The 25343-nt window shown below is 68.2% G+C and carries 25 protein-coding genes; 13 read left to right on the top strand and 12 right to left on the bottom strand.

Annotated features, from left to right (window positions below):
• Nucleotides 1-32: 32 nt before the first annotated feature.
• Together sufB and V8246_RS09395 are read right to left on the bottom strand one after the other, a co-directional pair.
• On the bottom strand, nucleotides 33-1472 hold the full coding sequence (gene sufB / locus V8246_RS09390) for a Fe-S cluster assembly protein SufB (RefSeq protein WP_336188872.1): 1440 nt from the start codon (nucleotides 1470-1472) through the stop codon (nucleotides 33-35).
• 15 nt (nucleotides 1473-1487) lie between these two features.
• The gene (locus V8246_RS09395; RefSeq protein WP_185896825.1) at nucleotides 1488-1949 is read right to left on the bottom strand and encodes an SUF system Fe-S cluster assembly regulator; all 462 of its coding nucleotides are present in this window, start codon (nucleotides 1947-1949) and stop codon (nucleotides 1488-1490) included.
• Nucleotides 1950-2158: 209 nt separating this feature from the next.
• On the opposite strand from V8246_RS09395, the gene V8246_RS09400 reads away from it, so the two are divergent.
• Nucleotides 2159-2356 carry a hypothetical protein gene (locus V8246_RS09400; RefSeq protein ID WP_185896824.1) on the top strand — a complete coding sequence of 66 codons (198 nt, stop codon included), beginning with the start codon at nucleotides 2159-2161 and terminating at the stop codon, nucleotides 2354-2356.
• A gap of 15 nt (nucleotides 2357-2371) precedes the next feature.
• On the opposite strand, the gene V8246_RS09405 is transcribed toward V8246_RS09400, so the two are convergent.
• Entirely contained in the window at nucleotides 2372-2938 is a 567-nt protein-coding gene (locus V8246_RS09405; RefSeq protein ID WP_336188873.1) for a c-type cytochrome, read from the bottom strand.
• Between the two features lie 122 nt (nucleotides 2939-3060).
• Between V8246_RS09405 and V8246_RS09410 the strand changes: the two genes are divergently transcribed.
• Together V8246_RS09410 and V8246_RS09415 are read left to right on the top strand one after the other, a co-directional pair.
• Entirely contained in the window at nucleotides 3061-3534 is a 474-nt protein-coding gene (locus tag V8246_RS09410) for an SET domain-containing protein-lysine N-methyltransferase (protein WP_162109651.1), read from the top strand.
• 112 nt (nucleotides 3535-3646) lie between these two features.
• On the top strand, nucleotides 3647-5866 hold the full coding sequence (locus V8246_RS09415; RefSeq protein WP_336188874.1) for a DUF5916 domain-containing protein: 2220 nt from the start codon (nucleotides 3647-3649) through the stop codon (nucleotides 5864-5866).
• A gap of 75 nt (nucleotides 5867-5941) precedes the next feature.
• On the opposite strand, the gene V8246_RS09420 is transcribed toward V8246_RS09415, so the two are convergent.
• The 7 genes from V8246_RS09420 to fusA form a co-directional block, all read right to left on the bottom strand.
• Entirely contained in the window at nucleotides 5942-6502 is a 561-nt protein-coding gene (locus V8246_RS09420) for a DUF1439 domain-containing protein (RefSeq protein WP_185896823.1), read from the bottom strand.
• A gap of 11 nt (nucleotides 6503-6513) precedes the next feature.
• Nucleotides 6514-7086, bottom strand: coding sequence for a DUF1439 domain-containing protein (locus V8246_RS09425; protein ID WP_185896822.1), 573 nt, complete (start codon nucleotides 7084-7086; stop codon nucleotides 6514-6516).
• 290 nt (nucleotides 7087-7376) lie between these two features.
• Nucleotides 7377-7688, bottom strand: a complete 312-nt coding sequence (locus V8246_RS09430) for a DUF3861 domain-containing protein (RefSeq protein ID WP_336188875.1) — start codon at nucleotides 7686-7688, stop codon at nucleotides 7377-7379.
• A gap of 108 nt (nucleotides 7689-7796) precedes the next feature.
• Nucleotides 7797-8366 carry a M23 family metallopeptidase gene (locus V8246_RS09435; protein ID WP_336188876.1) on the bottom strand — a complete coding sequence of 190 codons (570 nt, stop codon included), beginning with the start codon at nucleotides 8364-8366 and terminating at the stop codon, nucleotides 7797-7799.
• A gap of 3 nt (nucleotides 8367-8369) precedes the next feature.
• Nucleotides 8370-9011 carry a tellurite resistance TerB family protein gene (locus V8246_RS09440; protein WP_185896820.1) on the bottom strand — a complete coding sequence of 214 codons (642 nt, stop codon included), beginning with the start codon at nucleotides 9009-9011 and terminating at the stop codon, nucleotides 8370-8372.
• A gap of 148 nt (nucleotides 9012-9159) precedes the next feature.
• Nucleotides 9160-9558, bottom strand: coding sequence for an HU family DNA-binding protein (locus V8246_RS09445; protein WP_162109645.1), 399 nt, complete (start codon nucleotides 9556-9558; stop codon nucleotides 9160-9162).
• 252 nt (nucleotides 9559-9810) lie between these two features.
• On the bottom strand, nucleotides 9811-11856 hold the full coding sequence (fusA, locus tag V8246_RS09450; protein WP_336188877.1) for an elongation factor G: 2046 nt from the start codon (nucleotides 11854-11856) through the stop codon (nucleotides 9811-9813).
• A gap of 205 nt (nucleotides 11857-12061) precedes the next feature.
• Here fusA and V8246_RS09455 point away from each other — a divergent pair, with 205 nt between their 5' ends.
• From V8246_RS09455 to V8246_RS09470, 4 genes are all read left to right on the top strand, one after another.
• On the top strand, nucleotides 12062-12496 hold the full coding sequence (locus tag V8246_RS09455) for an OsmC family protein (RefSeq protein ID WP_336188878.1): 435 nt from the start codon (nucleotides 12062-12064) through the stop codon (nucleotides 12494-12496).
• Nucleotides 12493-13188, top strand: coding sequence for an alpha/beta hydrolase family protein (locus V8246_RS09460; protein WP_336188879.1), 696 nt, complete (start codon nucleotides 12493-12495; stop codon nucleotides 13186-13188). The genes V8246_RS09455 and V8246_RS09460 overlap by 4 nt, the downstream gene beginning before the upstream one ends.
• A gap of 70 nt (nucleotides 13189-13258) precedes the next feature.
• Nucleotides 13259-13960 (top strand): glycine zipper 2TM domain-containing protein, encoded by a 702-nt coding sequence (locus V8246_RS09465; RefSeq protein WP_336188880.1) that lies wholly within the window; start codon nucleotides 13259-13261, stop codon nucleotides 13958-13960.
• Nucleotides 13961-14101: 141 nt separating this feature from the next.
• Nucleotides 14102-15775: an amidohydrolase gene (locus V8246_RS09470; protein ID WP_336188881.1), complete on the top strand. Its 1674-nt coding sequence runs from the start codon at nucleotides 14102-14104 to the stop codon at nucleotides 15773-15775.
• Nucleotides 15776-15919: 144 nt separating this feature from the next.
• On the opposite strand, the gene V8246_RS09475 is transcribed toward V8246_RS09470, so the two are convergent.
• On the bottom strand, nucleotides 15920-16798 hold the full coding sequence (locus V8246_RS09475) for a PhzF family phenazine biosynthesis protein (protein ID WP_336188882.1): 879 nt from the start codon (nucleotides 16796-16798) through the stop codon (nucleotides 15920-15922).
• A 154-nt stretch (nucleotides 16799-16952) separates the two neighbouring features.
• Here V8246_RS09475 and V8246_RS09480 point away from each other — a divergent pair, with 154 nt between their 5' ends.
• The 5 genes from V8246_RS09480 (at nucleotide 16953) to V8246_RS09500 (ending at nucleotide 23641) form a co-directional block, all read left to right on the top strand.
• The gene (locus V8246_RS09480; RefSeq protein ID WP_336188883.1) at nucleotides 16953-19583 is read left to right on the top strand and encodes a bifunctional aspartate kinase/diaminopimelate decarboxylase; all 2631 of its coding nucleotides are present in this window, start codon (nucleotides 16953-16955) and stop codon (nucleotides 19581-19583) included.
• Nucleotides 19567-20061 (top strand): hypothetical protein, encoded by a 495-nt coding sequence (locus V8246_RS09485; RefSeq protein WP_336188884.1) that lies wholly within the window; start codon nucleotides 19567-19569, stop codon nucleotides 20059-20061. The genes V8246_RS09480 and V8246_RS09485 overlap by 17 nt, the downstream gene beginning before the upstream one ends.
• On the top strand, nucleotides 20058-21413 hold the full coding sequence (gene murL, locus V8246_RS09490) for a UDP-N-acetyl-alpha-D-muramoyl-L-alanyl-L-glutamate epimerase (RefSeq protein ID WP_336188885.1): 1356 nt from the start codon (nucleotides 20058-20060) through the stop codon (nucleotides 21411-21413). Before V8246_RS09485 ends, murL begins: the two co-directional genes overlap by 4 nt.
• Nucleotides 21394-22797 (top strand): UDP-N-acetylmuramoyl-L-alanine--D-glutamate ligase, encoded by a 1404-nt coding sequence (murD, locus tag V8246_RS09495; RefSeq protein WP_336188886.1) that lies wholly within the window; start codon nucleotides 21394-21396, stop codon nucleotides 22795-22797. Before murL ends, murD begins: the two co-directional genes overlap by 20 nt.
• A gap of 61 nt (nucleotides 22798-22858) precedes the next feature.
• Nucleotides 22859-23641 (top strand): dienelactone hydrolase family protein, encoded by a 783-nt coding sequence (locus V8246_RS09500; RefSeq protein ID WP_336188887.1) that lies wholly within the window; start codon nucleotides 22859-22861, stop codon nucleotides 23639-23641.
• A 13-nt stretch (nucleotides 23642-23654) separates the two neighbouring features.
• Here the strand turns inward: V8246_RS09500 and V8246_RS09505 are convergent, their stop codons facing one another.
• The gene (locus V8246_RS09505; RefSeq protein ID WP_336188888.1) at nucleotides 23655-24653 is read right to left on the bottom strand and encodes a polyprenyl synthetase family protein; all 999 of its coding nucleotides are present in this window, start codon (nucleotides 24651-24653) and stop codon (nucleotides 23655-23657) included.
• Between the two features lie 153 nt (nucleotides 24654-24806).
• On the opposite strand from V8246_RS09505, the gene V8246_RS09510 reads away from it, so the two are divergent.
• Nucleotides 24807-25295: a single-stranded DNA-binding protein gene (locus V8246_RS09510; RefSeq protein ID WP_336188889.1), complete on the top strand. Its 489-nt coding sequence runs from the start codon at nucleotides 24807-24809 to the stop codon at nucleotides 25293-25295.
• Nucleotides 25296-25343 lie beyond the last annotated feature (48 nt).

Raw genomic sequence — 25343 nt, forward strand, 5'->3', positions numbered from 1 at the left:
GCACCTTCTCCCCACGGGAGAAGGGAAAAGCCTTATCCCACGCTGCCTTCCAGCGACACTTCCAGCAGCTTCTTGGCTTCCACCGCGAACTCCATGGGCAGTTCGCGGAAGACCTGCTTGCAGAAGCCGTCGACAATCATGCTGACCGCGTCTTCCTGGCCGATGCCGCGCGCGCGGCAGTAGAACAGCTGGTCGTCGCTGATCTTGGAGGTGGTGGCCTCGTGTTCCAGCGTCGCGGTGGGATTCTTCACCTCGATGTAGGGGAAGGTGTGCGCGCCGCACTTCTTGCCGATCAACAGGCTGTCGCACTGGGTGTAGTTGCGCGCGCCGTCGGCGTTGCGGTCCACCTTCACCAGGCCGCGGTAGGTGTTCTGGCCGCGGCCGGCGCTGATGCCCTTGCTGACGATCTTGGACTTGGTGCGCTTGCCCACGTGGATCATCTTGGTGCCGGTGTCGGCCTGCTGGCGGTGGTGGGTCAGCGCGACCGAGTGGAACTCGCCCACCGAGTCGTCACCCAGCAGCACGCAGGACGGGTACTTCCAGGTGATCGCCGAACCAGTCTCCACCTGCGTCCACGTCACCTTGCTGCGGTCGCCCCGGCACTCGGCGCGCTTGGTGACGAAGTTGTAGATGCCGCCACGGCCTTCCTCGTCACCCGGATACCAGTTCTGCACCGTCGAGTACTTGATCTCGGCGTCTTCCAGCGCGACCAGCTCGACGACCGCGGCGTGCAGCTGGTTTTCGTCGCGCATCGGTGCGGTGCAGCCTTCCAGGTAGGACACGTAGGCCTTGTCCTCGCAGACGATCAGCGTGCGTTCGAACTGGCCGGTGTGGCCGGCGTTGATGCGGAAATAAGTGCTCAGCTCCATCGGGCAGCGCACGCCCCTGGGGATGAACACGAAGCTGCCGTCGGAGAACACCGCCGAGTTCAGCGCGGCGAAATAGTTGTCGCCCACCGGCACCACGGTACCCAGGTATTGCTTCACCAGGTCGGGATGCTCGTGGATGGCCTCGGACATCGAACAGAAGATGATGCCCTTCTCGGCCAGTTCCTTGCGGAAGGTGGTGCCGACGGACACGGAATCAAATACCGCATCCACCGCCACGCCGGCCAGCTTGGCGCGCTCGTGCAGCGGCACGCCCAGCTTGTCGTAGGTGTCCAGCAGTTCCTGCGGCACCTCGTCCAGCGAAGCGTATTTCGCCTTCGGCGCGCTGTAGTAGCTGATGGACTGGAAGTCGATGGCGCCTATCTTCAGCTTGGCCCAGTGCGGCGCCGGCATCGTCAGCCAGTGGCGGTACGCGGCCAGGCGCCATTCGGTCATCCATTCGGGTTCGTTCTTCTTCGCCGACAGGGCGCGAACGACGTCCTCGTCCAGGCCCGGCGGCAGCGAATCGGATTCGATGTCGGTGATGAAGCCGGCGTCGTAGCGACGTCCCAGCTGTTCCAGGATTTCAGCGTTCTCGGTGGCCATGGGGCTGCCTGCGGTTCAGCGGGTGGCGACCTGCACGGCGATGGGTCGCCTGCGCATGTCGTCGGAAGAGGAGGGGGGCGGGGCGATCATCTGCGCGAGGGTGAATCCGCGCAGAGCGTCAGCCACCACATCGTTGATCAGGCGCCAGTTGGCGCGCGCACCGCACTGGTGGGCGATGCCGCACTGGCTCTCGCTCTGGCTGCATTCGGTCATCGCCAGCGGTCCTTCCATGGCCTCGACGATCTGGATCAGGCTGATGTCGGCCGCATCGCGGCTCAGGCGGTAGCCGCCGTGCACGCCGCGCAGGCCTTCCACCAGGCCGGCCTGCGCCAGCGGTTTCAGCACCTTGCTGACGGTGGGCGTTTCCAGGCCGGAATGCTCGGCCAGGTCGGACGCACTGAGGATCTCGCCCGGCCGGGCGGCGAGCACGGTCAGGACGACGGTGGCGTAGTCGGTCAGCTTGGTGACGCGGAGCATTGGGGCGAGGGAATCCATAAAACGTACCGAAATTGTACGCTTTTGGTCCGTCGGGCTCAAATGCGGGGGTTTTCCCTGTTCAGGCGGGCGCCGTGCGGCTGACGAATGTCACCCGCGAAGGCTGACGGCTTGTACTGATGCGAGCGCCGGCGCGCGGGGAAGATGGCCATCGTCCACTTCTGGACGGTCTCTTTCCCAGGATTGCCACCATGAACACCACCCACGCTTCTTCCGCTTCCACGCTATCGGGTCACGGCCTGGACCAGAGGTTCGTCTGGCGCGTGCTGCTCGCCATTGGCGGCGTATACCTGGCCGTGAAGCTGTTTCGCGGCATCGGCCAGCTGTTCTGGACCGTGTTCGGTCTGGCACTGGGCTTCTTCTGGATGTTCGACGGCCGCCTCGGTTGAGGCGGCCCCAAGGCTTCAGTGGGCCGCAGGCGCATCTGCCGGCGGCGTCGGCAGCACCAGGCCCAGGTACGGCACCGGCGGCGTCTGGCCCGGCGGCAGGGCGTCGGGCGCGGGCTGGCCGGCAGCGCCCAGCGAATGGATGAAGCGGTAGATCGCGCGACGGTCTTCCTCGGTCATCGCGCGTACGGCGAAGTCCGGCATCATCGGTCGGGTGCGCAGGTTGGCGCTGTATTCCAGCCATTGCCCTTCGGTCAGCTGCTGCATGCGCAGGCGCAGGTTGCTCGGATAGGTGGTGCCCCACGGACCATGGAAACCCATCGGCGAACCCACCAGCCAGCCCGCCTTGTCGGTCGTGCCGCCGGATTCGGCATAACCGGGCGTGTGGCAGTCGTTGCAGCCGGTGGTCCGCACCAGGTATTCGCCCCGGGCCAGCAGGTCCGCGTCGCTGGGCGTGGACGGCGGAAGACGCGAGGTGGTCCGGGTTTCGGAGGGCTGGCAGGCGGACAGGGCCAGGCACAGGGCGATGGCGAGCAGGAACGGGTTGGCGCGCATGGAGACGGTCGCATTGAGGGGAACGGGCATCGAACGCGCCGCCCTGCGCGGACCGGCCACGCCTCCGAGCGGAAGCGTTCAGGCAACGGAAAGTTGGGAAACGCCGCGCGTTGGGCGAGAATCGTCTCTCCTCCCTCCCGCCGGACCCCCGCATGCCCCGCAAGATCGAAGCCCGCCAATCCGACATCCACGGCAACGGCGTGTTCGCCATCGCCCCGATCGAGAAGGGCGAGCGGGTGGTGGAATACAAGGGCAAGCGCCGCACGCACGAGGAAGTGGACGCCGACGACACCGGCGACGTGGACTCCGGCCATACCTTCCTGTTCACGCTCAACGACGAGTACGTGATTGATGCCAACCACAAGGGCAACAAGGCGCGCTGGATCAACCACAGCTGCGATCCCAACTGCGAAGCGGTGATCGAAGAGCACGACGGCAAGAACCGCAAGAAGGACAAGGTGTTCATCGAGGCCATCCGCGCCATCAAGCCCGGCGAGGAACTGACCTACAACTACGGCATCACCCTGGACGAGCCGCACACCGCGCGCCTGAAGAAGATCTGGGCGTGCCGGTGCGGCAGCAAGAAGTGCACGGGCACGATGCTGCAGCCCAAGAAAGGGCGCTGATCTCCACCCGGCACGGATGCCGCAGAAAGCCGGAAGGTTGAAATGACCGACGGCAGGTGTGGCCTTCGCGCCGCGTCGATACCGTGCGCGCACCGGACCACCCCCGATCCCCATGATGCTTACCCGATTCGCCGGCGCGCTCGCGCTGGTCCTGCCGTGTGCCGCGGTGCAGGCCGTCGAGGTCGACGGCCGCATCCACCCCGCCGAGTGGCAGGGCGCGCATCACGTCGCCGACTTCCGCAAGACCCAGCCGCTGACCGGCGAACCCGGTTCGCTCGCCACCGAGGCCTGGGTGCTCGCCACGCCGGATGGCCTGGCCATCGCGTTCCGCAACGCCCAGCCGCCCGACGTGCCCCGTACGCGGCAGAAGGTGCAGCGCGATTTCGACGAACAGGTCGACCGCGTCAATGCCTTCGTCGATTTCGACGGCGACGGGCGCACCGGCTACGCCTTCACCGTCAGTTCCACCGGCGGCATCGCCGACGAGATCATCACCAACGAGAACCAGTTCAGCGACGACTGGGACGGCCAGTGGCGGCATGCGGTGGCCGAGGACGAACAGGGCTGGTCGGTCGAGCTGCTGGTTCCGTGGCACACCGCACCCATGCGCGACGGCACGGACGGTCAGCGCACGCTGAAGGTGTTCCTGGCGCGCGTGATCGGCTCCACCGGCGAGCGCATGGCGTGGCCGCAGGCGAGCTTCGAGCGTCCGCGCTTCCTGTCGGATTTCGCGCCGATCACCGTTGCGCGATACGACCAGTCGCTGCTAGCCATTACGCCGTACGTGTCGGGCCTGTACGACAACGCCGGCGGCGGCAGCGATTTCAACGGCGGCGCGGACATCTTCTGGAAGCCGAACGGACGCTTCCAGCTGTCGGCCACGGTCAATCCCGACTTCGGCCAGGTGGAAGCGGACGACCTGGTGGTGAACTTCAGCGCCACCGAGACCTTCATCAGCGACAAGCGTCCGTTCTTCACCGAGAACCAGGGCATCTTCGAACTGACCACGCCGTCGGACGACAGCCAGCAGCTTTACACGCGCCGTGTGGGCAGCACCGGCGACATCACGGCGGCGGTCAAGTTGAACGGCAGCCTGGGCCGGGTGAACTACGGCCTGTTCTCCGCCGACGAGGATGGCGCTACCGGCCGCCGTTACCACGCGGTGCGGCTGGTACGCGATTTCGAAATGCAGAATCTGGGTGCCATGCTGACCCGCGTCGACGATCCCTGGCGCGACCGTGAGGCCACCGTGCTCGGCGTGGACCACAACTGGCGGCCGACTGCGCGCTGGAACATCCGCACGCGCCTGCTGGGCAGCCGCATCGATCAGGCCGGCGACGCGCTGCAGGACTACGGCGCCACCGTCTGGGCCGACTACGAGATGGACCACGGCTGGCGCCAGCAGTGGATCGCCATGCATTTCGGCAACGACCTGCAGCTCAACGACTTCGGCTACCTGTCGCGCAACAGCACCAACTACCTGCACTGGGAGGCGCGAAAGCGCTTCACCGGCCTGCCTGACACGTCGCGCTATTCATCCAAGGACTGGCGCTGGCGGGTCAGCAGCAGCCACAACAATCATGGCGAGAAGCTCAACGACCAGTTCCGCATGAGCCGCGAAGGCCAGCTGCGCGACGGCAGCTACGAGTATGCGCAGATCAACGTCAACAGTGCGGGGATCAGCGACACCCTGTTGCGCGGCAACGGCATCGTGCGCCTGCCGGCGAACATGAATGCGTATTTCGAGTACGAGCGCCCGCGCAAGGGCAACTGGGCGCACGAGGTCGAGGTCGAGGCCTTCGGCGGCGGCCTGGCGGGCAACCGCAAGCTGGGTTCGGCCTTCTGGTATTCGACCACGTATTTCATCAACGACGCCTTCAGCCTCAACGCGGGCTTGAACGTCGTCAGGCGCCCGGACTGGCTGATCTGGCAGGGTGCCGCGCAGGGCGACCTGGTGGGCGCGTTCGACGGTCGCGAGACGACGCTGCGCGCCGGCCTGGACTGGAACATCGACAACCGCCAGGAACTGCGCGTGAAGCTGGAGGCGATCGCCATAAGTGCGCGGGCGCACGATGCGTGGCGCTTCGATGCCGCCGGGCATGCGGTGGCGGCCAGCGACACGGTCGAGGACTTCCAGGTGCGCAACCTCGGTTTCCAGGTGCGCTACCGCTACGAACTCGCGCCGCTGTCCTACCTGTACGTGGTGTACGCCCGCGGCGGCTACGAACAACTGGCCGGCACGGATGGCACCGACGAGGCACTGCGCGACAGTTTCAGCCTGCGCAACGACGAGCAGCTGATCGTGAAGCTGAGCTACCGCTTCGAACTGTAAAGGCACCGCCCGGTGGCCAGGCCATGCCGCGCGCCGGGCCACCGACCGGCCTGGCGCCGTCGAACAGCGTAGCGCTCAGCGTGCCGCGTCCACCGGCAACTGCAATTCCACGTGGCCGTCGCGGATGCGCAGCGAATCGGCCGTCAGCGTGCCGGGCACCTGCGCGAGGTCCTCGGCGCTCAACCGGTACAGCGGGCGGGTGCGGGCGTACTCGCGGATCAGGTCCTGCAGCACCTCACGTGAACCGCCGGGCAGGCCGCGCCCATCCGCAGCGGAACCCAGATGTTCCAGCTGCGGGTCCACCAGGTGCAGGCCGCGTGTGCCGGGATCGTAGCGCAGGCCACTGCTGACGATCACGTTGCCGTGCTCCAGGCGCTCGCCGGTGGCCAGGGCGATGTCGTAGTTCATCTGCAGGTGCACGCGCTCGCCGGGTCGCGGGATGCTGATGTCGGGATCGCTCAGCGTCAACGACGCGAAGCCCTCCAGCAGCGACTCTTCCAGCGGAAAGCCGGCGCGCGCGGCGGTCTGCAGCTGTCCCGCATCGAACCGCAGCAAGGCAGGCGTGGCCGCGGAGGCCAGGAGGGGCGCGGCCAGGAAAGCGAGCAGGGCAAGGCGGGCCAGAAGCGGCTTCATCATCGTGTCGCGTCTCACTGCAGGGGGATGACCACGCGGCCATCCTCGATCTGGGGGTTGCCGATCTGCTTGCTGGCCGGCAGGCGGCGCAGCACGTCGCTGTCGATCCTGTAGACCGGCTCGCTGCGCGCGTACTCCTGCAATACGGTGTTGACCAGCTGGCGGGTGCCGCCGGACATCAGCGAGCCTGCGCCGGGGACGTCCACGGAGAGGATTTCCGGGTTGTCCAGATGCAGACCGCGGGTGGCGGGGTCGTAGCGCAGCCGACTGGCCAGCGCGAAGTGGCCACGGCTGATGTCGCGCGCGCCCAGCGCGCTCACGCCGATGTCGAAGTCCAGGCGCAGCCGGTCGTCGCCGGTGGGAATGCTCAGGCGCGGGTTGGTCAGCGTGGCGGACACCAGGCCTCCGAGCTTGTCGAATTCGCGCGGGAAGCTCTGGTTGAGGTAGCGCTGCAACTGCGGCTGGGTGAAGTTGATCTGGTTGCCCAGCAGGCCGGTGACCGCATTGAGCGTGCTGCAGCCCGCCAGCGCGAGCGTGGCGCCGGTGGCAAGGGCGAGGGTGAAGAACTGGCGTCGGGTGCGGCGCATGGCGGGCTCCGGAAGGCGTCGGCGCACCATAGCCGGGCATGCCTGTCCGGACGCTAACCGGCGTGGTCGGCGAAATGCCGCTTCCGCTCGGCGGTGTAGTGCCACCACGGCGTGGGTGCGCCACCTTCCATGAAGCGCACCGCGGCGATGAAGCAGTCGCACAGGCAGGGGTCGTGGCGCTGGCCGGTGGCGGCGTTTACCCGTTCGTACAGGGCGTACGGATCCTGGTGCGCCAGGTCCTGCGGCGTGGCGGGCCTTCATAGGCGGCAGCTTAACGTGCCGCGCGGCTGTCAGCCGGCGTCGCGGCCGCGCTCCTTCAGCGTGGCGATGAACTCGCCCATGTGCGGGCGCAAGGGTGCGAACAGGTCGTCGGCATCCTTTCGGTGGTCCAGCATCAAGCCGCTCAGCAGCTTGGTGCCGACCACCAGCGCGGCGCGCTCGTCGCCGCTGAGGCCGCGTTGCCGCTGGACGTTCTCGAGGATGCGCATCCAGTCGTCGTGGCAGGCGTGCTCGAACTCGATGGTGCAGCGGCCGTTGCATTGCAGGCCGTCGCTCTCGATGGGCGTGACGGTGATGCGGTAGCGATGGGAGTTGTTGGGCATGGCGGGCGTGCGCTCTAGGCGCGGTGGGGACCATGGCCACCATAGGCTCGTCCGGCATCCCGAACGAGGGGGCGCGCCGTGATGGACTGTTCCGTCGGCTGGCGTGGTTCAGCGTGTCATCGCAGGCGCGGCATCGGCCCTTAGCAGGGGGAGCGGGTCGTAGGCGCCGTTCCTGCCGTAGATGCCGTAGTGCAGGTGCGGTGGCGTACCGCGCGCATTGCCCGACGTGCCGACGAAACCCAGCACGTCGCCCGTGCGGATCACCTGGCCGGTGGACAGGTCGGGCGCCCAGTCGTCGAGGTGCGCGTAGTAGTGCCGCTCGCGACCCGGTCCCAGGACCCAGACCTGCCGGCCTCCCAGGCCGCTGTCGCGGATGGCGACGACGATGCCGCGCGTGGCGCTGCGCACGGGCGTGCCGCGCGCGGCGAAGATGTCCACGCCCTGATGGGTGCGGTCGGTACCGCGTGGCGCGCCGAACGTGTCGGCGATCTGCTTCGCCCGCACGCCGTCCACCGGCACCGGGAGCGCTTCCGGTGCCGGCGCGCGCGAAACGTCCCACAGCATGCGTGGCGAGGCCATGAACGGCTGGCCCCATGCCCATGCGAGCAGCGCGGCGAGCATCGCCAGCCACAGCAGCGTCCACGCCAGGCGGCGCAGGCGGTGGGCGGTGCGGCGCATCGGTCAGGGCAGTGCCGGCGGCTGCGCTTGTGCCAGCTGGCGCTCCAGCTGCGCCTTCAGCGACGGCTCAAGCCGCAGTTGCTTTGCCAACTCGTCCAGATAGGCGCGCTCCATGAAGTTCTGCTCGTCGGCCACCATCAGGCTGGCCAGGTACATCTCCGAGGCGATCTCCGGCGTACTGCCGGCGCGCGCGACGTCCGCCGGGTCCAGTGGCTTTTCCAGTTCGGCATGCAGCCACTGCTGCAGTTCGCTTTCGGCACCGATGCGCGAGAATTCGCCTTCGATCACCTCACGTTCGCGCGCATCGATGTGGCCGTCGGCCTTCGCGGCGGCCACCAGGGCCTTCAGGATCGCCTGGCTGTGCAGTTCCGCCTGCGGCGGCGGCAGCCGGTCCACGGTCTGCGGTCCCGCGCCGGCCGCGAAGCCGCCCTGCTGCTGCTTGTAGTCGTTGTAGGCCCGATAGGCCATCACGCCGATCGCCGCCAGGCCGCCATAGGTGGCCAGCTTGCGCGAGGTCTTGTTCTTGCCCAGCAGCAGTCCCAGCGCGCCGCCGGTGATCGCGCCCTTGCCGAAGTCGGCATTGAGCACGCTGCCGTTGCCGCTGGAGGATTTGAGCAGGTGGTCGAGGAAACCCTGGATCTTCATGCGTGGCGCACCTTGTTCGGAAGGGATAAGCAGGACCTGCGGGCGGCGGCGTGCGATCACAAGGGGTGACCTCCGGCAGGGCTGCACCGGCGGAAAAAAAACGGGACGGCCAGGCCGTCCCGTTCGGGTCACATGCGGTGCGCAGCGATCAGGCTGCGGCGTCCTTCAGCTTCTTCAGCGGACGGACCTTGACCTTCACCGAGGCGGGCTTGGCGGCGAACCACTGCTCTTCCTTGGTGAACGGGTTGATGCCCTTGCGCTTCGGCTTGGCCGGCACGTTGACGGCGGTGATCTTCAGCAGGCCCGGCAGGGTGAAGGCGCCGGCACCCTTCTTGTTGATGGACGCATGCACGGCGCTTTCCAGCGAGGCGAGCACGGCACGGACGTCCTTGGCGGCCACGGCGGTGGCTTCGGCGATGTGGGCGACGAGGCCCGACTTGCTCAGCGCTTCCTTGATCGGCTTCGGCGCGGCCGGCTTGGCGGCGGCCTTCGGTGCAGCTTTCTTGGCGGCCTTCTTCGGCGCGGCCTTCTTGGTGCTCTTTGCCATGTGTCCTGTCTCTACGGTCGAGTGGTTGGGTAATCGGGCCGATCGCGTCGGCATGCGAAATGTAGGGCAAAGAACTGGCGGCGCCAAGAGCGGAAAGGCCCCAAAACGCCTTTTTTTTCGGTTTTTTCTCGTTTCGCCTCCGCCGCACGTCGGAAATCGCCGGCGCCGCGACCGAAACGGCGGACGATCATGCACCGAATGCGGCATCCATGGCGCTGCAGCGCGACAGGATGCCGCACCCCGCGCCGCGGCTCAGTCCTCGTCGTGCCGCGGCCGGTAGGCCTCCATCAGTCTTTGCTGCACCGCCGGCGGCACCGGCTCGTAGTGGCTGAAATCCAGGCTGTAACGGCCCCGGCCGGCGGTCATGGATTTCAGTTCCGCGGCATAGCCTTCCAGTTCCGCCAGGGGAACCTGCGCCTTCACCATGATCTCCCCGCGTACGGTGTCGGTGCCGTTGATGCGTGCGCGCTTGCCGGCGAGGTTGCCGGTGATGTCGCCGACCTGCGCCTCCGGTACCGCCACCTCCAGGTCCACCACCGGCTCCAGCACTTGTGGCCTGGCCTTGGCGATGGCGTCGAGGAACGCCTTCTTGCCGGCGGCGACGAAGGCCACCTCCTTGCTGTCCACCGGATGGTGCTTGCCGTCGTGGACGATCACCCGCAGGTCCTGCAGCGGATAGCCGGCGACCGCGCCCGCCGACAGCACCTGGCGCACGCCTTTCTCCACGGCCGGCAGGAACTGCCCGGGAATGGTGCCGCCCTTCACCTCGTCGACGAACTCGAAGCCGGCGCCACGCGGTAGCGGCTCGATGCGCAGCGCCACTTCACCGAACTGGCCGGCACCGCCGGTCTGCTTCTTGTGGCGATGGTGGCCCTCGGCCTTCGCCGCGATGGTCTCGCGGTAGGCGATGCGCGGTGGTCGCGTCTTCACCTCCACGCCGTGGCGCTCCTTCAGCCGCTCCAGCATGATCCGCAGGTGCAGGTCGGACAGGCCGCGGATCACGGTTTCGTTCACTTCCGTCTGGTGTTCGACCACGAAGGCGGGATCCTCCTCGGCCAACTTCTGCAGGGCGATGGACAGTTTCTGTTCCTGGCCCTTGCTGGCGGCCTCGATGGCCAGTCCGAACATGGGCCGGGGGAAATCGATCGGCGCCAGATGGATGTGGTCCTCGTCGTGGCTGTCGTGCAGCACGGCGTCGAAGTGCAGGTCCTCCACCTTGGCCACCGCGGCGATGTCGCCGGGGATGGCGTGTTCGATTTCCACATGATCCTTGCCCCTGAGCTTGAACAGGTGGCCCACCTTGAAGGGCTTCTTGCCGTCGTCGACGAACAGCTGCGAGTCCTTCCTCACGGTACCCTGGTACACGCGGAAGATGCCCAGCTTGCCGACGAAGGGGTCGTTGACGATCTTGAAGACGTCGGCGATGACATGCGCGCGGGGGTCGGGCACGGCCTCGATCGGCTGCGGACCGCCGCTTTCGAGCTTCATGAAGGGCGGCGGGTTGGCTTCGGCCGGATTGGGGAACAGGCGCTCGGCCACATCCAGCAGTTCCTTCACGCCCACGCCGGTGCGCGCGGAGGCGAAGCACACCGGTACCAGATGGCCCTCGCGCAGGCACTGCTCGAAGGCGTCATGCAGTTCCTCGCCGGATAGGCCGCCTTCGCCCAGGTCCAGGTAGTGCTCCATCACGGTCTCGTTGATCTCCACCACCTGATCGATGATCTTCTGGTGCCAGTCGGCCACATCGCCCAGGTCGGAGTCGCCGGTGGTTTGCCGGAAGCAGTCGACGACCGCCTTGCCGCCGTCGGCGGGCAGGTTGAGCGGCAGCACTTCAGGGCCGAATTCCTCGCGCAGCGCCGCCAGCACACCGGCGCAGTCGGCGCCTTCATGGTCGATCTTGTTGATGACGATGGCGCGGCAGAGGTGGCGTTGGGCGGCGCGTTCCATCAGCCGGCGCGTGCCATGGGCGACGCCCTGGTCGGCGTCGACCACGATCAGGGCGGTTTCCACCGCCGAAAGGGCCGACAGTGCGGGACCGCGGAACTCCGGATACCCGGGCGTGTCGATCAGGTTGACGTGCACGCCGCCGTGATCGGTGCTGGCGATGGCGGTATCGATGGAATGGCCACGGCTCTTCTCTAGAGGATCGTGATCGGACACGGTGGTGCCGCGTTCGATGGTGCCTGCCACCTGGAGGGCGCCGCCGGCATGCAGCAGGGCTTCGAAGAGCGTTGTTTTGCCGGCGCCGGGGTGGCCTGCCAGGGCCACGTTGCGGATCTGTTGCGTGCTGTACGACATGAGGCCGTTCCTCCCGTAGGTTGGGTCGAAGGGCCGTCATGGCTGTCCGGGCAGAGCGCGTCCCGTGAGCGTGGCGCTCGGCGGGCGGTCATGGCGGGCGGTCAGCATCGGCGTGCGGGGGCGGAGGGGTCAAGTCGCACTGCGGTACATGGCGTGAACACCCGGCGGTGTACCCTGCGTTTCCCCTGACCCGAGGAGTACGACCATGGCTTTGAAGCGTTACGCCGATGCGGTGTGGGCCGGCGACCTGCAGTCCGGCAAGGGCAACCTCAGCACGCCGCAGAGCGGCCTGTTCGAAGGCCAGAACTATTCGTTCAAGACCCGCTTCGGCGACGAGAAGGGCACCAACCCGGAGGAACTGCTGGCGGTCGCGCATGCCGGCTGCTTCACCATGGCGCTGTCGGCGGTGCTGGGCAAGGCCGGCTTCACGCCCGACAAGCTGCAGACGCGCGCCGAGGCAACGATGGAGCCGGGCATGGATCCGGGCCCGACGATCACCGCGATCAAGCTGACCGTCTCGGCCAGCGTGCCGGGGATCAGCGCGGCGCAGTTCGAGGAGATCGCCCAGCAGGCCAAGGCGGGCTGCGTGATCTCGCGCGCGCTGTCGGTGCCGGTGTCGCTGGAGGCGACCCTGCTTTGAAGGGTGCACGGGCCGCCTTGTTCGTGCACGGCGCGGGCGGTGGCGGCTGGGAGTGGAATGTGTGGCGTGGCGTGTTCGAGGCGGCGGGCTTCCAGGTGGCGGCCCCCGACCTCATGCCTGTGCGCGGCGACGTAGCGGCCACGCGTCTGCAGGATTATCAGGCGCAGGTGCGCGCGGCGCTGGCGGCATTGCCGCGGCCGCGCGTGCTGGTCGGTGCGAGCCTGGGCGGATTGCTGGCGCTGGATGCCGCCGAGGGTACGGATGCGGTGGTGCTGGTGAATCCGTTGCCTCCTGTGCCGTGGCATGTGGACATGCCGGCGCGCGATTGGCCGGATGTGGTGCCGTGGCGGCGCGCTGCCCGTCTGAGCGGTACGCGCGAAGCCATGCCCGATGCGGACGACGCGACGATGCTGTTCGCGTTCCGCCACTGGCGCGACGAATCCGGCGCGGTGCTGCGCGAGGCCGGTCGTGGTATCGCCGCGGCGCGCCCCGCATGCCCGATGCTGTGCGTGGTGTCCGAGCATGACGACGACGTGCCGCCATCGATCACGTGGGCCATGGCGGAGGCGTCGGGCGCGGAGGTGCTGCAAACGGTTTCAGGTTCGCATGTCGGGCCGTTGCTGGGGCGCGAAGCGGCGGGCGTCGCCAGCCAAGCTGTCGAGTGGCTAAACCGGACCGTCCCGGCCGGCTGAATTCAGCCGTGTTTCACCCGCATCGGCCGAGCATGCCCCCACGCCAATCCGGCGTAGGGGAGTACCCGAGATGAAGCGTCTATCTGCCACCGTGCTGGCCATCGGCCTGCTCGCTTCCGGCATGGCATCCGCGCAGTCCGCGCGCTACTACGGCACGACGGATCGCGACGGCGACCAACCCTACTACGACTACGCGCGCGTGGTGCGTGTGGACCCGATCATCGATAATGGTTATGGCCGCAATGACGGCTATGCCAACACGACGACGGGGCAGCGCTGCTACTACCGCAACGCTGATGACGTATATGCCCGCGACGAATATCGCGATGGCTATCGCAACGACGGCTATCCCGACGATCGCTATGGTGACGACGGCTACTACCGCGACCGTCGCTATCCGGACCGTTCCGCCGAGACAGGCCGTACCGTCGCCACGGTGATCGGCGGCATCGCCGGCGCGGTGCTCGGCAGCAAGGTCGGCGATGGCAGCGGCCGTTATGTCGGCACCGCGGTGGGCTCGATGGTGGGTGGCATGGCCGGGCGCTCGATCTACGACAGCGCGCAGCGCGATCGCCATGTGCAGCGAGGACAGGTTCGCGTCTGCGACCCGGTGCCCGCCGGCAATGGCCGCTATGGCGACGATTACTATGGTGACGGCCGTGTCAGTGGATACGACGTGACCTACGAATACGCCAACCGCACCTACCATACCCGTACCGATCATCACCCGGGCGACCGTATCCGCATCCGGGTAGACGTCCGCCCGGAGTAAGCATCGCCCAGGCCTTGTATGCGGACGCAGCGTCGCAGGGCAGGGGAATACCGCAACCGAGGGGCCGAAAGGCCCCTCTTTTGTTGCCGTGCGCGACGCCATTGCGCATAGTCGCGCCTTGGACCGATTGGGGAGAGCGGCATGCGGCGTATGGCGTGGTTGACGGGATTGGGTGTGGGATGCGTGGTTGTCGCGGGCCTGGCGCAGGCGCAGGTCCACGTGCTGACGGCGGAGCGCGTGCACACGTCCGATCCGGCGCGCCCGGTCGCGCAGGCGATCGCGTGGGATGCGCAGGGCCGCATCCTCGCTGTCGGCGACGCCGATGACCTGCGTACCCGCTATCCCGACGCCCGCCGCGTGGATGCCCCCGGCAAGACCGTCATTCCCGGCCTGATCGATGCGCATGGCCATGTGATGGGCCTGGGCTACGCGCTGATGCGTGCGGACCTGGTGGACGCGCGCGACAAGGCCGAGGTCATCGCGCGGTTGCGCGAATACGAGAAGCAGTTGCCCGCCAACGCTTGGCTGCTGGGCAGCGGTTGGGACCAGAACGACTGGCCGGAGAAGGCGTTTCCCATGGCCGCCGACCTGGATGCCGCCTTTCCCGACCGCCCGGTGTGGCTCGAGCGCGTGGACGGCCATGCCGGCTGGGCCAACAGCGCGGCGCTGCGCGCGGCCTCGGCGAAAGCAGCGCGGCCGCTGGACGGCGAATGGCAACCCGATGGCGGGCGGATCGAGCGGGCGGGCGGTCGCCCCACCGGCGTGTTCATCGATGCGGCCATGTCGCTCGTCCATGCGGTGGTGCCCGCGCCCGATGCGGCGTACCGCCGGCAGGCGCTGGAGAAGGCCACCCAGGCGGCTGTGCGCCACGGACTCACCGGCGTGCACGACATGGGTGTATCGCGCGAGGATCTGGCACTGATGAAGCAGTTCGCCGACGAGGGGCGGTTGCCCTTGCGCATCGACGCCTATGCCGATGGCGACGACGCGGCGCTGGCGGACCTGTGTGCCGGCGGGCTGTACCGCCATGCCGGTGGTCGCTTGCAGATGCGCGGCGTGAAGCTGTATGCCGACGGCGCGCTGGGTAGCCGCGGCGCCGCCCTGCTGGAGGACTATAGCGACGATCCGGGCAACCGCGGCCTGCTGGTGACCGAGCCGGCGGCACTGGAAGCGGCGATGCGCAAGGCGCGCGGCTGCGGCGTGCAGGTGGCGACGCACGCCATCGGCGACCGGGGTAACCGGATGGTGCTGGATGCCTATGCGCGCGTACTGGGCGATGCGGTGAAGACCGATCACCGGTGGCGCGTCGAGCATGCGCAGGTGGTGGCGCCGGAGGAATTTCCGCGATTCGCTGCACTGGGTGTGATCGCCTCGATGCAGCCCACCCATGCGACCTCGGACATGCCGTGGGCGCAGGAACGCCTGGGCCCGACACGCATCAAGGGCGCTTATGCGTGGCAGCGCCTGCAGGCGAGCGGCGCGAAGCTGGCGCTGGGATCGGATTTCCCGGTGGAGTCGGTGGATCCGCGTCGCGGCCTGCATGCGGCGGTGACGCGCCAGGACGGGCACGATGCGCCCGCGGGTGGCTGGATGCCCGACCAGCGCCTCAGTGCGGCCGAAGCGCTGCGCGGCTTCACCGCGGATGCGGCCTGGGCGGCACACGACGAGGCGGAAGTGGGCCAGCTCGCCCCGGGCCTGCGTGCCGATTTCGTCGTGCTCGACGAGGATCCGCTGGCGGTGCCGGGCGAACAGCTCGACGCGCTGCACGTCCGCTCGACCTGGGTGGATGGAAAGCCGGTGTACGAAGCAGAGTAACGGCTACATCTGTAGGAGCGATGTAAGTCGCGACCGGGGCGTTGGGCGAGCGGCGATGCGTGGCGCATGCTTACACCAGGGTTTCCTCGTACCGCCTGCTTTGCGGTTGCGGCTCACGTCGTTCCTACAGTGGGCGCGAATGCATCACCAGTCGATCTGCCCGGTCACGATGGTGCGCACATGGCCGCCGGACCAGACGTCGCCTGCGTCGTCCACACGCAGTTGCAGGCGGGCGTCGTAGCCCACCTCGCGGCCCTGGCTGACGACGTAGCGTCCGTCGCGGCCGGGTAAGGCATCACGCGACTTCAGCCATGCCGCCAGCGTGGCGTTCGCCGCACCGGATGCGGCGTCCTCGAACGCCGCCGGTGCACCGACGAAGGCGCGCACGGCCAGGTCGTAGTCGTGGCCCGGCGTGCGTGCGTAGGCGCACACGCCCATGCTGTCGGTGGCGCGCGCCAAGGCGCTGATCGCCTCCCAGTCGGGCGTGGCGGTCCGCAGTGCGACTTCGTCGCGCACCTCGGCCAGCCACCAACGGCGGCCGCCATCGACCAGAGCGGGCGGCAGCGCGCCGGAAGGCAGGGCCGCGAGGGCGGCACCCAGCAGCGCGTCGCCTGCGGGATCGCCTTCCTTCACCACGGTCGCACGCGGCGTGCGCACGGCGATCGTGCGCGCCGCGCCGTCGCCCTCGACGCGCAGCGGCAGCACGCCGGCCGCGCCTTCCTGCATCAGCAGGCCATCGACGGGGGCGGCAAGGCCGGCATCGAGCACCACGTGCGCGGTACCGACGCTGGGATGGCCGGCGAACTGCACCTCGCGGCGCGGGCTGAACATGCGCACGGCGTAGCTGGCACCCGGGCGCGTGGGCGTGAAGACGAAGGTGGTTTCCGGCAATCGCGTCCAGCGGGCGATGGCCTGCATGGCGGCGTCATCGAGCCCGGCGGCGTCGAGGACGACGGCCAGCGGATTGCCCGCGCCGGGGCGGTCGGCAAACACGTCCAGCTGGACGTAGCGGCGAGAGGTCATGGGGGGGATCTGCATGGGGGCCGGGCAGCTTATCAAGTCGGGTGGCTGCCGACGGGGTTCGTTGCATGCGGTACGGTCGGGCTCGTGCGCGGAGGCTTGGGCTAGAATCGGCGGTTCACGCCCGAAGGGTTCGGGCATCCTCGCCACGCTCTCCATGCCTTCTGCCACCCCCGCGTCTGATCGTTGGATCGTCCTCAAGTTCGGCGGCACCTCGGTGTCGCGCCGCCATCGCTGGAACACGATCGGCAGACTGGCCAAACAGCGGGCCGACGAGCGGGGCGTGCGGGTGCTGGTGGTGGTGTCGGCGCTGTCCGGCGTCACCAACGAGCTGACCGCCATCGCCGACGGCGCGCCCGACAGCGCCGAGCGCGTGGCGAAACTGGAACAGCGCCACCGCGAGTTCCTTGTAGAACTGGAGCTGGATGCCGATGCCGTACTCGGCGACCGCCTGGCGGCGCTGCGCAACCTGCTGGTCGATCCGCGTGCCTCGACCCGCACGCTGGACTGGCAGGCCGAGGTGCTGGCGCAGGGCGAGCTGCTCTCGTCCACCCTCGGCGTGGCCTATCTGCGCGCGCAGGGGCTGGATTTCGGCTGGGTGGACGCCCGCCACTGGCTGCAGGCGAACTTCCTGCCCAACCAGAGTCCCTGGGCGCAACGGCTGTCGGTGTCGTGCAATACGGCGCCTGACCAGGACTGGCGCCGCGCGTTCGCCGGCCAGCCGACGGCCATGCTGCTGACGCAGGGTTTCATCTCCCGGCATGCCGACGGCGGCACCGCCATCCTCGGGCGCGGTGGCTCGGACACGTCCGCGGCGTACTTCGGTGCGCTGCTGGGTGCGCAGCGCGTGGAGATATGGACCGACGTGCCCGGCATGTTCAGCGCGAACCCGCGCGAAGTGCCCGATGCCCGACTGCTGACGCGATTGGACTACTACGAAGCGCAGGAGATCGCGACCACCGGTGCGAAGGTGCTGCATCCCCGTTCCATCAAGCCCTGCCGCGACGCCGGCGTGCCCATGGCCATCCTGGATACCGAGCGCCCGGACCTGCCGGGAACCACGATCGACGGCAATGCGGTGACGGTGCCCGGCGTGAAGGCCATCAGCCGCCGCAACGGCATCGTGCTGGTGTCGATGGAAGGCATCGGCATGTGGCAGCAGGTCGGCTTCCTGGCCGACGTATTCGCCCGTTTCAAGAAGCATGGCCTGTCGGTGGACCTGATCGGTTCGTCGGAGACCAACGTCACCGTGTCGCTGGACCCCAGCGAGAATCTGGTGAGCACCGACGTGCTGGCCGCGCTGTCGGCCGACCTGGCCGAGATCTGCCGGGTGAAGGTGATCGCGCCGTGCACGGCCATCACCCTGGTCGGTCGCGGCATGCGCTCGCTGCTGCACAAGCTGTCCGATGTGTGGGCGATGTTCGGCCGCGAGCGCGTGCACCTGATCTCGCAGTCGTCCAACGACCTCAACCTGACCTTCGTGATCGACGAGGCCGATGCCGAAGGCATGTTGCCGTTGCTGCACGAGGCCCTGATCGACAGCGGTGCCATGCCGACCGACGAGGCCAGCGTGTTCGGGCCCAGTTGGCGCGAGATCAACGGTGCCGTGCGCCATCGCGGCGTGCGCTGGTGGAGCGCATCCGCTGCGCGCGGGCACCTGCTGTCGCTGGCGCAGGCGGGCACACCCCGCTACGTCTACAACCTGGACGTGGTGCGCGCCCGCGCCCGCGCGCTGGCGGGCATCGCGGCGGTCGACCGGCGTTTCTTCGCGATCAAGGCCAACTCGCATCCCGACATCCTGCGCACGCTGGTGGAGGAGGGCTTCGGCCTGGAGTGCGTCTCCCGCGGCGAGCTCGAGCGCGTGTTCGAGGTGGCGCCTTCGCTGCCGATGGAGCGCGTGCTGTTTACGCCCAGCTTCGCACCGCGCGAGGAGTACGCCTTCGCCCTGGAGCGCGGCATCAACGTCACACTCGACAATGTGGAAGCGCTGCAGCACTGGCCGGAGGTGTTCCGCGGCCGTCGCCTGTGGCTGCGCGTGGACCTGGGGCGCGGCGATGGCCACCACGACAAGGTGAAGACCGGAGGCAAGACGTCCAAGTTCGGCCTGCCGCTGGTGAAGCTGGAGGAGTTCCTGTCCGCCGCGCGTGCGCTGGACGCGCGCGTCGTCGGCCTGCACGCGCATCTGGGCAGCGGCGTGGAAAGCGCGCAGCACTGGAACCAGATCGCCGACGAGCTGGGCGGGCTGGCGGACCAGATCGGCACCATCGAGACCATCGACATCGGCGGCGGACTGCCCATCCCCTATGCGGAAGCGGACGAGCCCTTCGATCTGGCAGCCTGGGGCGAAGGTCTCGCGGCGATCAAGGCAGCGTATCCCGGCTATCAACTGGTGATCGAGCCGGGTCGCTATCTGGTGGCCGAATGCGGGGTGCTATTGGCCCAGGTCACCCAGGTGGTGGAGAAGCTGGGCATCCGCCGCGTGGGCACCGATGCCGGCATGCACACGCTGATACGCCCCGCGCTGTACGACGCCTGGCACGATGTGGCCAACCTGTCGCGCCTGGATGATGCGGAACAGGACGCGTTCGACGTGGTGGGCCCGATCTGCGAATCCAGCGACATCTTCGGCAAGCGTCGCCGGCTGCCGTCGGCGACAGCCGAGGGCGACGTGCTGCTGTTCTCCGACGCGGGTGCCTACGGCTACGTGATGGCCAGCCACTACAACCTGCGCGGCCTGCCGGTGGAAGACGTGATGGAAGGAGTGCCCGGCGATGTCGCCGCGGACTGAATTCATCGTGTCCAGCCTGATGGCCGCTGCGGCACTGACCGTCGCGGTCGTGTTGCTCATGGACGCGGACCGCCGCACGCCCGGAATGGCGGAGCTGGCATCCGCGTTGCGCCTTCTGCCGGCCACGGTGCTGGCGGCCGGGTTCGGCGCGTGGTCCGTCACCCGCTGGCATGCGCGTGCCAGCGCGGCCGGACGTAGATGGAAGGCCGGCGGCATGGCGCTGCGCGTTCTGTTGGCGATCTTCCTGCTGCTGCCGTTCGCGATCGCCGTCTGGGCGGTAGTGGCCACCGGCATCGACCAGCTGGCGGCCAGCCGGCCGGCAGGATTCGCGGAGGCGCTGGCCTGGTTGCCTGTCATCGTCTTCTACGGTTCCCTGGCGGCCGTGCTGTTCGGCGCCGTACCGCTGTTCGTTCTTGAATACTTCGCCTGCCGCCGCTACCTGCGCGGCCAGGCCGTTCCTTCCACGGATCACGCATGACGACTTTCGACAAATCCAGCATCCGCGCCTTCCGTTTCGTCCGCTGTTCCTTCGATGCGGAGACCGGCGTCGCGCGGTTGGTGTACGCCTTCGACGAAGGCCCCGAGCTTATAGAGACCGTGACGATCCCGGGCGCGCCGTTCGCGCTGGACGCCACTCGCGCACAGGCCGTCGAGCACGCCGTGCGCCTGCTGCACCTGATCACCGGCGTCAGTTACTACAAGGCGGCGGTGCCGAACGAGATTCGCATCGAGGGCTATGCCATCGACGCCGCCACCGCGGTGCTGATGGAGCAGGTCTATGTGCACGGCCTGGGCGAGTTTGCGTATCGCAACGGCTTGAGCCTGCACGGTCGTGTGCGCTTCCCGGTGGCGGCGCAGGCGCCGGCACCGGCGCCCGCGGCCGGATTGCGCGAGCATGCGCTGGTCGCCATCGGCGGCGGCAAGGATTCGCTGGTCAGCATCGAGGCGCTGCGTGGCGCGGGCGTCGACCAGACCGTCACCTGGATCGGCGGTTCGCAACTGATCGCCGCCTGCGCGGCCCGTACCGGCCTGCCGATGCTCAACATCGGCCGCGCGCTGGCGCCGGAGCTGTTCGAATACAACCGCCAGGGCGCGTGGAACGGGCATATCCCGGTCACCGCGATCAACTCGGCCATCATGGTGCTGGCGGCGCTGCTGCATGGCGTGGACCAGGTGGTGTTCTCCAACGAGCGTTCGGCCAGCTACGGCAGCATGATCCCGGGCACCGGCGAAGTGAACCACCAATGGTCGAAGGGCTGGGCGTTCGAGAGCGCGTTCGGTGCGTACGTGCAGTCGCACGTGGCAGCCGACCTGCAGTACTACTCGCTGCTGCGGCCGCTGTCGGAGCTGGCGGTGGCGCGGCAGTTCGCTCGCACCGACCACTACGACGCGCATTTCTCCAGCTGCAACCGCAATTTCCATCTGCTCGGCGAGCGCCCCACCAACCGCTGGTGCGGGGTATGTCCGAAGTGCCACTTCGTCTTCCTGGCGCTGGCGCCCTTCATGCCCAAACCGCGTCTGGTGGGCATCTTCGGGCGCAATCTCCTGGACGACGCCAACCAGACGTCGGGCTTCGACGCGCTGCTGGAGTACCAGGACCACAAGCCGTTCGAATGCGTCGGCGAAGGCCAGGAGTCGCGCGCGGCGATGGCCGCGCTGGGCGACCGCCCGGAATGGCGCGAGGACGTGATTGTCGCGCGTTTCAACCGGGAGATCCGCCCACAACTCGATGCATCTGAACTGGTCGTGGCGCCGTTGCTGGAAATCGGTGGCGAGCACCGCATTCCCTTTGCGCTGTGGGAGCGCCTGCGTGCGAATTTCGCAGCTTGAGGGTCGGCGTGTCGCGCTGTGGGGCTGGGGGCGTGAAGGCCGCGCAGCGCATCATGCCGTGCGTGTGCGGCTGCCCTCGCTGCCGCTGACGCTGTTCTGCAACGAACAGGAAGCCGCGGACGCCGCGGCGCTGGGCGATCCGCTGCTATCGGTGGACACCGAGGCGACCGCCGAACGCCTTTCCGCGTTCGGGATCGTCATCAAGTCGCCCGGGATCAGCCCGAACACGCCCGCGGCGATGGTTGCGGCGGGTGCCGGTACGCGTTTCATCGGCGGCACTGGCCTGTGGTTCGGCGAACACGCGGGCGACGACGGTGTGGTCGCGCATACGTTCTGCGTCACCGGCACCAAGGGCAAGAGCACGACCACCTCGCTGCTCGCGCATCTGCTGCGTGCGGCGGGAAAGCGCACCGTCCTGGCGGGCAATATCGGTCTGCCGATGCTGGAGGTGCTGGATCCTCGGCCGGCGCCGGATGAATGGGCCATCGAACTGTCCAGCTATCAGACCGGCGATGTCGCCGACAGCGGCGCACGCCCGGACGTGGCGATCGTGCTGAACCTGTTCCCCGAGCACCTGGACTGGCACGGCAGCGAGGCGCGTTACATCGAGGACAAGCTGAAGCTCGTCACGGACGCACGCCCGCGCATCGCCGTGCTCAACGCCGCCGATCCGCGGCTGGCCGCATTGGTGCTGCCGCACAGCGACGTACGCTGGTTCAACCGTGCCGACGGTTGGCACCTGCGCGAGGACGATCTGTACCGGGGCGACGTGTTCGTCATGGACACCCGCCCGCTGCCACTGCCGGGACGCCACAATCGGAGCAACCTGTGCGCCGTGCTGACGGCGCTGGAGGCGCGGGGCATCGATGCGCTGCCGCTGGCCGCGCAGGCGCAGTCGTTCCGTCCGCTGCCCAACCGTCTGCAGACGATGGGAACGCGCGACGGCATCACCTGGGTCAACGATTCCATCAGCACCACGCCGCACGCCACGCTGGCCGCGCTGGACTGCTTCGCGGGACGCCGCATCGCGCTGCTGGTCGGCGGGCACGACCGGGGTGTGGACTGGTCCGATTTCGCGGCGCACATGCGCCACGACGCGCCGGCCACCCTCATCACGATGGGCGCCAATGGCCCGCGCATCCACGCGTTGCTCGCACCGGTGGCGCAGGAGGCGGGGTTCACGCTGATCGGCGTCGAGACACTGCCGGAGGCGATGACGGCCGCGCGCGGGGCGCTGGGCGGCGAGGGCGTGGTGCTTCTGTCGCCCGGCGCGCCCAGCTTCGGCCAGTACAAGGACTACGTCGCGCGTGGTCGCCATTTCGCGGAGCTGGCCGGATTCGATCCGGACGCGATCACGGCGATCCCGGGCCTGGGTATCGCGTGAATCCATTCGCAGGGAGGCGGCGTAGACTGGTGCCTCAGCCTGCCCACACGAGGAGCCCGCCATGCGTTGTCGACTGCTGCTGACTGCTGTGTTCTCGCTTCTCTGGTCGTCCACCCTGTTCGCCGCGCCCATCGCCAAGCCTGTGGAATGGAAGATCGGCGGCGACACGTTCGCCGGGGTTCTCGTCTACGACGATGCGGTGAAACGACCGCGTCCCGGCCTGGTGATGGTGCCCAACTGGAAGGGCGTGAACGATTCCGCCATAGAGAAGGCGCGCCTGGTCGCCGGCGACGACTACGTGGTGCTGGTCGCCGATGTCTACGGCAAGGGTATCCGTCCGAAGACCGATGCCGAGGCCGGCCCGGTGGCCACGGCGATGCGTGCCGATCGGCCGAAATTGCGGGCGCGCGTGCAGAAGGCCGTCGAGGTATTGAAGCGGCAGCCCGCTACATTGGTGGACCACGCGCGGATCGGTGCGTTCGGCTATTGCTTCGGGGGCAGCACGGTGCTGGAGCTCGTGCGCGCCGGCGATGCGTTGTCGGGCGTGGTCAGCCTGCATGGCGGACTCGCCACCGACCTGCCCGCCGCCGGTCCGGTGAAGTCGCCCGTGCTGGTGCTCAACGGGGGCGATGACACCTACGTATCCGCGGCGGAGATCACCGCCTTCCAAGACGAGATGCGCAAGGGCGGGGCCGACTGGCAGTTGGTGAACTTCGGCGGCGCGGTGCACTGCTTCGCCGAATCCGATGCGCAGAATCCGCCGGGTTGCGTCTACCACGCACCCTCGGCCCGACGCGCCTACCGGATGATGGCGGACTTCTTCCAGGACGTGTTCGCGAAGTGAAGTGGGGCGCGGGTCAGTGCCCGCGTTCCACCGCGTAGCGGGCCAGGCCGCGCAGCGCGGCCAGCGCATCGGATTCGGGCAGGCCCTCGAGCGCCAGTTCGGCCATCGCCGCATAGTGATGCGCACGCGCGCGGCTGTACTCCAGCCCGCCGGTCGCACGGATGGCGGCCAGTACCTCGGGCATGGCGCCCGCGTCGCCCTCCTGCACGATGGCGCGCAGGCGCTCGGCGGTGGCCGCATCGGAATGGCGGATCGCATGGATCAGCGGCAGCGTGGCCTTGCCCTCGGCCAGGTCGTCGCCCAGGTTCTTGCCCAGCGCATCGGCATCGGCCGTGTAGTCCAGCACGTCGTCGGCGATCTGGAAGGCATAGCCCAGCGCCATGCCGTAGTCGTACAGACGCCGTTGCGTGGCGGCTTCGGCGCCCGACGCCATCGCGCCCAACTGGGTGCCCGCCGCAAACAGGACGGCCGTCTTGCGTTCGATCACGCGCAGGTAGGCGTCTTGGTCGGTGTCGGGGTTGTGGACGTGCAGCAGTTGCAGCACTTCGCCTTCGGCGATGCGGTTGGTGGTGTCGGCCAGCAGGCGCATCACGTCCATGCGGTCCAGCTCCACCATCAACTGGAAGCTGCGCGAATACAGGAAGTCGCCCACCAGCACGCTGGGTGCGTTGCCCCACAGGGCGTTGGCCGTGCTGCGGCCGCGGCGCAGGTCGGATTCGTCCACCACGTCGTCGTGCAGCAGGGTGGACGTGTGGATGAACTCGATGATGGCCGCCAGCTGGTGGTGGTCCGGCGTGGTCGGGCCGCAGGCCTGGCCCGCCAGGACCACCAGCATGGGCCGCAGCCGCTTGCCGCCGGCGGAAATGATGTGGTCGGCGATCTGGTTGATCAGCACCACATCCGAGGCCAGGCGCGCCCGGATCAGGACATCGACGGCGGCCATGTCGGCCTGGGCGAGCGACTGGATGCCGGGCAGGGCCAGGGCGGTGCGGGGGGGGGCGACGACGGACATGAGGCAGGGCACGGGGAAGTCACTGAATTATAGGGGCTTGGCTGCGGCAATACCCTACATGTGAACCGCCGGAAGGCCGATGGCCGGGATCCGACAGGTATACTCCACTGGTCTTTGCCCGCGTTTGGCGGGCATCCCTGAACGGATATCGATATGGCCCGCGGCATCAACAAAGTCATCCTGGTCGGCAACCTCGGCAACGACCCCGAAACCCGCTATACGCAGGGCGGCATGGCGATCACCCGGATCAGCCTGGCCACCACCAGCGTGCGCAAGGACAAGGACGGCAACCAGCAGGAGCGCACCGAATGGCACCGCGTGGTGTTTTTCGGCAAGCTCGGCGAGATCGCCGGCGAATACTTGCGCAAGGGCAGCTCGGTGTATGTCGAAGGTTCGATCCGCTACGACAAGTACACCGGCCAGGACGGACAGGAGAAGTACTCCACCGACATCATCGCCGACGAGATGCAGATGCTCGGTGGCCGTGAAGGCGGCGGTGGTGGCGCGGGCGGAGACCGCCCGGCCCGGGCACCCCGGCAGGACTATGGCAGCCAGGGCGGCGGCCAGCGCCGTCCGGCGCCCGCACCGGCCTCGCAGTCGGCGCCGATGGACGACTTCGCGGACGACGATATCCCGTTCTGAACCGTCTCAATGTCGCTGGAGTCGCAATCAAGCTGAGTTGAAAGGAGC

The sequence above is a fragment of the Pseudoxanthomonas sp. F11 genome (assembly GCF_037046485.1).
Lineage (GTDB): Bacteria > Pseudomonadota > Gammaproteobacteria > Xanthomonadales > Xanthomonadaceae > Pseudoxanthomonas_A.

What these genes read in the sequence shown, in the direction of transcription:
- sufB (WP_336188872.1), bottom strand. Translation starts at nt 1,472, where the DNA reads ATGGCCACCGAGAACGCTGAAATCCTGGAACAGCTGGGACGTCGCTAC.
- V8246_RS09395 (WP_185896825.1), bottom strand. Translation starts at nt 1,949, where the DNA reads ATGCTCCGCGTCACCAAGCTGACCGACTACGCCACCGTCGTCCTGACC.
- V8246_RS09400 (WP_185896824.1), top strand. Translation starts at nt 2,159, where the DNA reads ATGAACACCACCCACGCTTCTTCCGCTTCCACGCTATCGGGTCACGGC.
- V8246_RS09405 (WP_336188873.1), bottom strand. Translation starts at nt 2,938, where the DNA reads ATGCCCGTTCCCCTCAATGCGACCGTCTCCATGCGCGCCAACCCGTTC.
- V8246_RS09410 (WP_162109651.1), top strand. Translation starts at nt 3,061, where the DNA reads ATGCCCCGCAAGATCGAAGCCCGCCAATCCGACATCCACGGCAACGGC.
- V8246_RS09415 (WP_336188874.1), top strand. Translation starts at nt 3,647, where the DNA reads ATGATGCTTACCCGATTCGCCGGCGCGCTCGCGCTGGTCCTGCCGTGT.
- V8246_RS09420 (WP_185896823.1), bottom strand. Translation starts at nt 6,502, where the DNA reads ATGATGAAGCCGCTTCTGGCCCGCCTTGCCCTGCTCGCTTTCCTGGCC.
- V8246_RS09425 (WP_185896822.1), bottom strand. Translation starts at nt 7,086, where the DNA reads ATGCGCCGCACCCGACGCCAGTTCTTCACCCTCGCCCTTGCCACCGGC.
- V8246_RS09430 (WP_336188875.1), bottom strand. Translation starts at nt 7,688, where the DNA reads ATGCCCAACAACTCCCATCGCTACCGCATCACCGTCACGCCCATCGAG.
- V8246_RS09435 (WP_336188876.1), bottom strand. Translation starts at nt 8,366, where the DNA reads ATGCGCCGCACCGCCCACCGCCTGCGCCGCCTGGCGTGGACGCTGCTG.
- V8246_RS09440 (WP_185896820.1), bottom strand. Translation starts at nt 9,011, where the DNA reads ATGAAGATCCAGGGTTTCCTCGACCACCTGCTCAAATCCTCCAGCGGC.
- V8246_RS09445 (WP_162109645.1), bottom strand. Translation starts at nt 9,558, where the DNA reads ATGGCAAAGAGCACCAAGAAGGCCGCGCCGAAGAAGGCCGCCAAGAAA.
- fusA (WP_336188877.1), bottom strand. Translation starts at nt 11,856, where the DNA reads ATGTCGTACAGCACGCAACAGATCCGCAACGTGGCCCTGGCAGGCCAC.
- V8246_RS09455 (WP_336188878.1), top strand. Translation starts at nt 12,062, where the DNA reads ATGGCTTTGAAGCGTTACGCCGATGCGGTGTGGGCCGGCGACCTGCAG.
- V8246_RS09465 (WP_336188880.1), top strand. Translation starts at nt 13,259, where the DNA reads ATGAAGCGTCTATCTGCCACCGTGCTGGCCATCGGCCTGCTCGCTTCC.
- V8246_RS09470 (WP_336188881.1), top strand. Translation starts at nt 14,102, where the DNA reads ATGCGGCGTATGGCGTGGTTGACGGGATTGGGTGTGGGATGCGTGGTT.
- V8246_RS09475 (WP_336188882.1), bottom strand. Translation starts at nt 16,798, where the DNA reads ATGACCTCTCGCCGCTACGTCCAGCTGGACGTGTTTGCCGACCGCCCC.
- V8246_RS09480 (WP_336188883.1), top strand. Translation starts at nt 16,953, where the DNA reads ATGCCTTCTGCCACCCCCGCGTCTGATCGTTGGATCGTCCTCAAGTTC.
- V8246_RS09485 (WP_336188884.1), top strand. Translation starts at nt 19,567, where the DNA reads ATGTCGCCGCGGACTGAATTCATCGTGTCCAGCCTGATGGCCGCTGCG.
- murL (WP_336188885.1), top strand. Translation starts at nt 20,058, where the DNA reads ATGACGACTTTCGACAAATCCAGCATCCGCGCCTTCCGTTTCGTCCGC.
- V8246_RS09500 (WP_336188887.1), top strand. Translation starts at nt 22,859, where the DNA reads ATGCGTTGTCGACTGCTGCTGACTGCTGTGTTCTCGCTTCTCTGGTCG.
- V8246_RS09505 (WP_336188888.1), bottom strand. Translation starts at nt 24,653, where the DNA reads ATGTCCGTCGTCGCCCCCCCCCGCACCGCCCTGGCCCTGCCCGGCATC.
- V8246_RS09510 (WP_336188889.1), top strand. Translation starts at nt 24,807, where the DNA reads ATGGCCCGCGGCATCAACAAAGTCATCCTGGTCGGCAACCTCGGCAAC.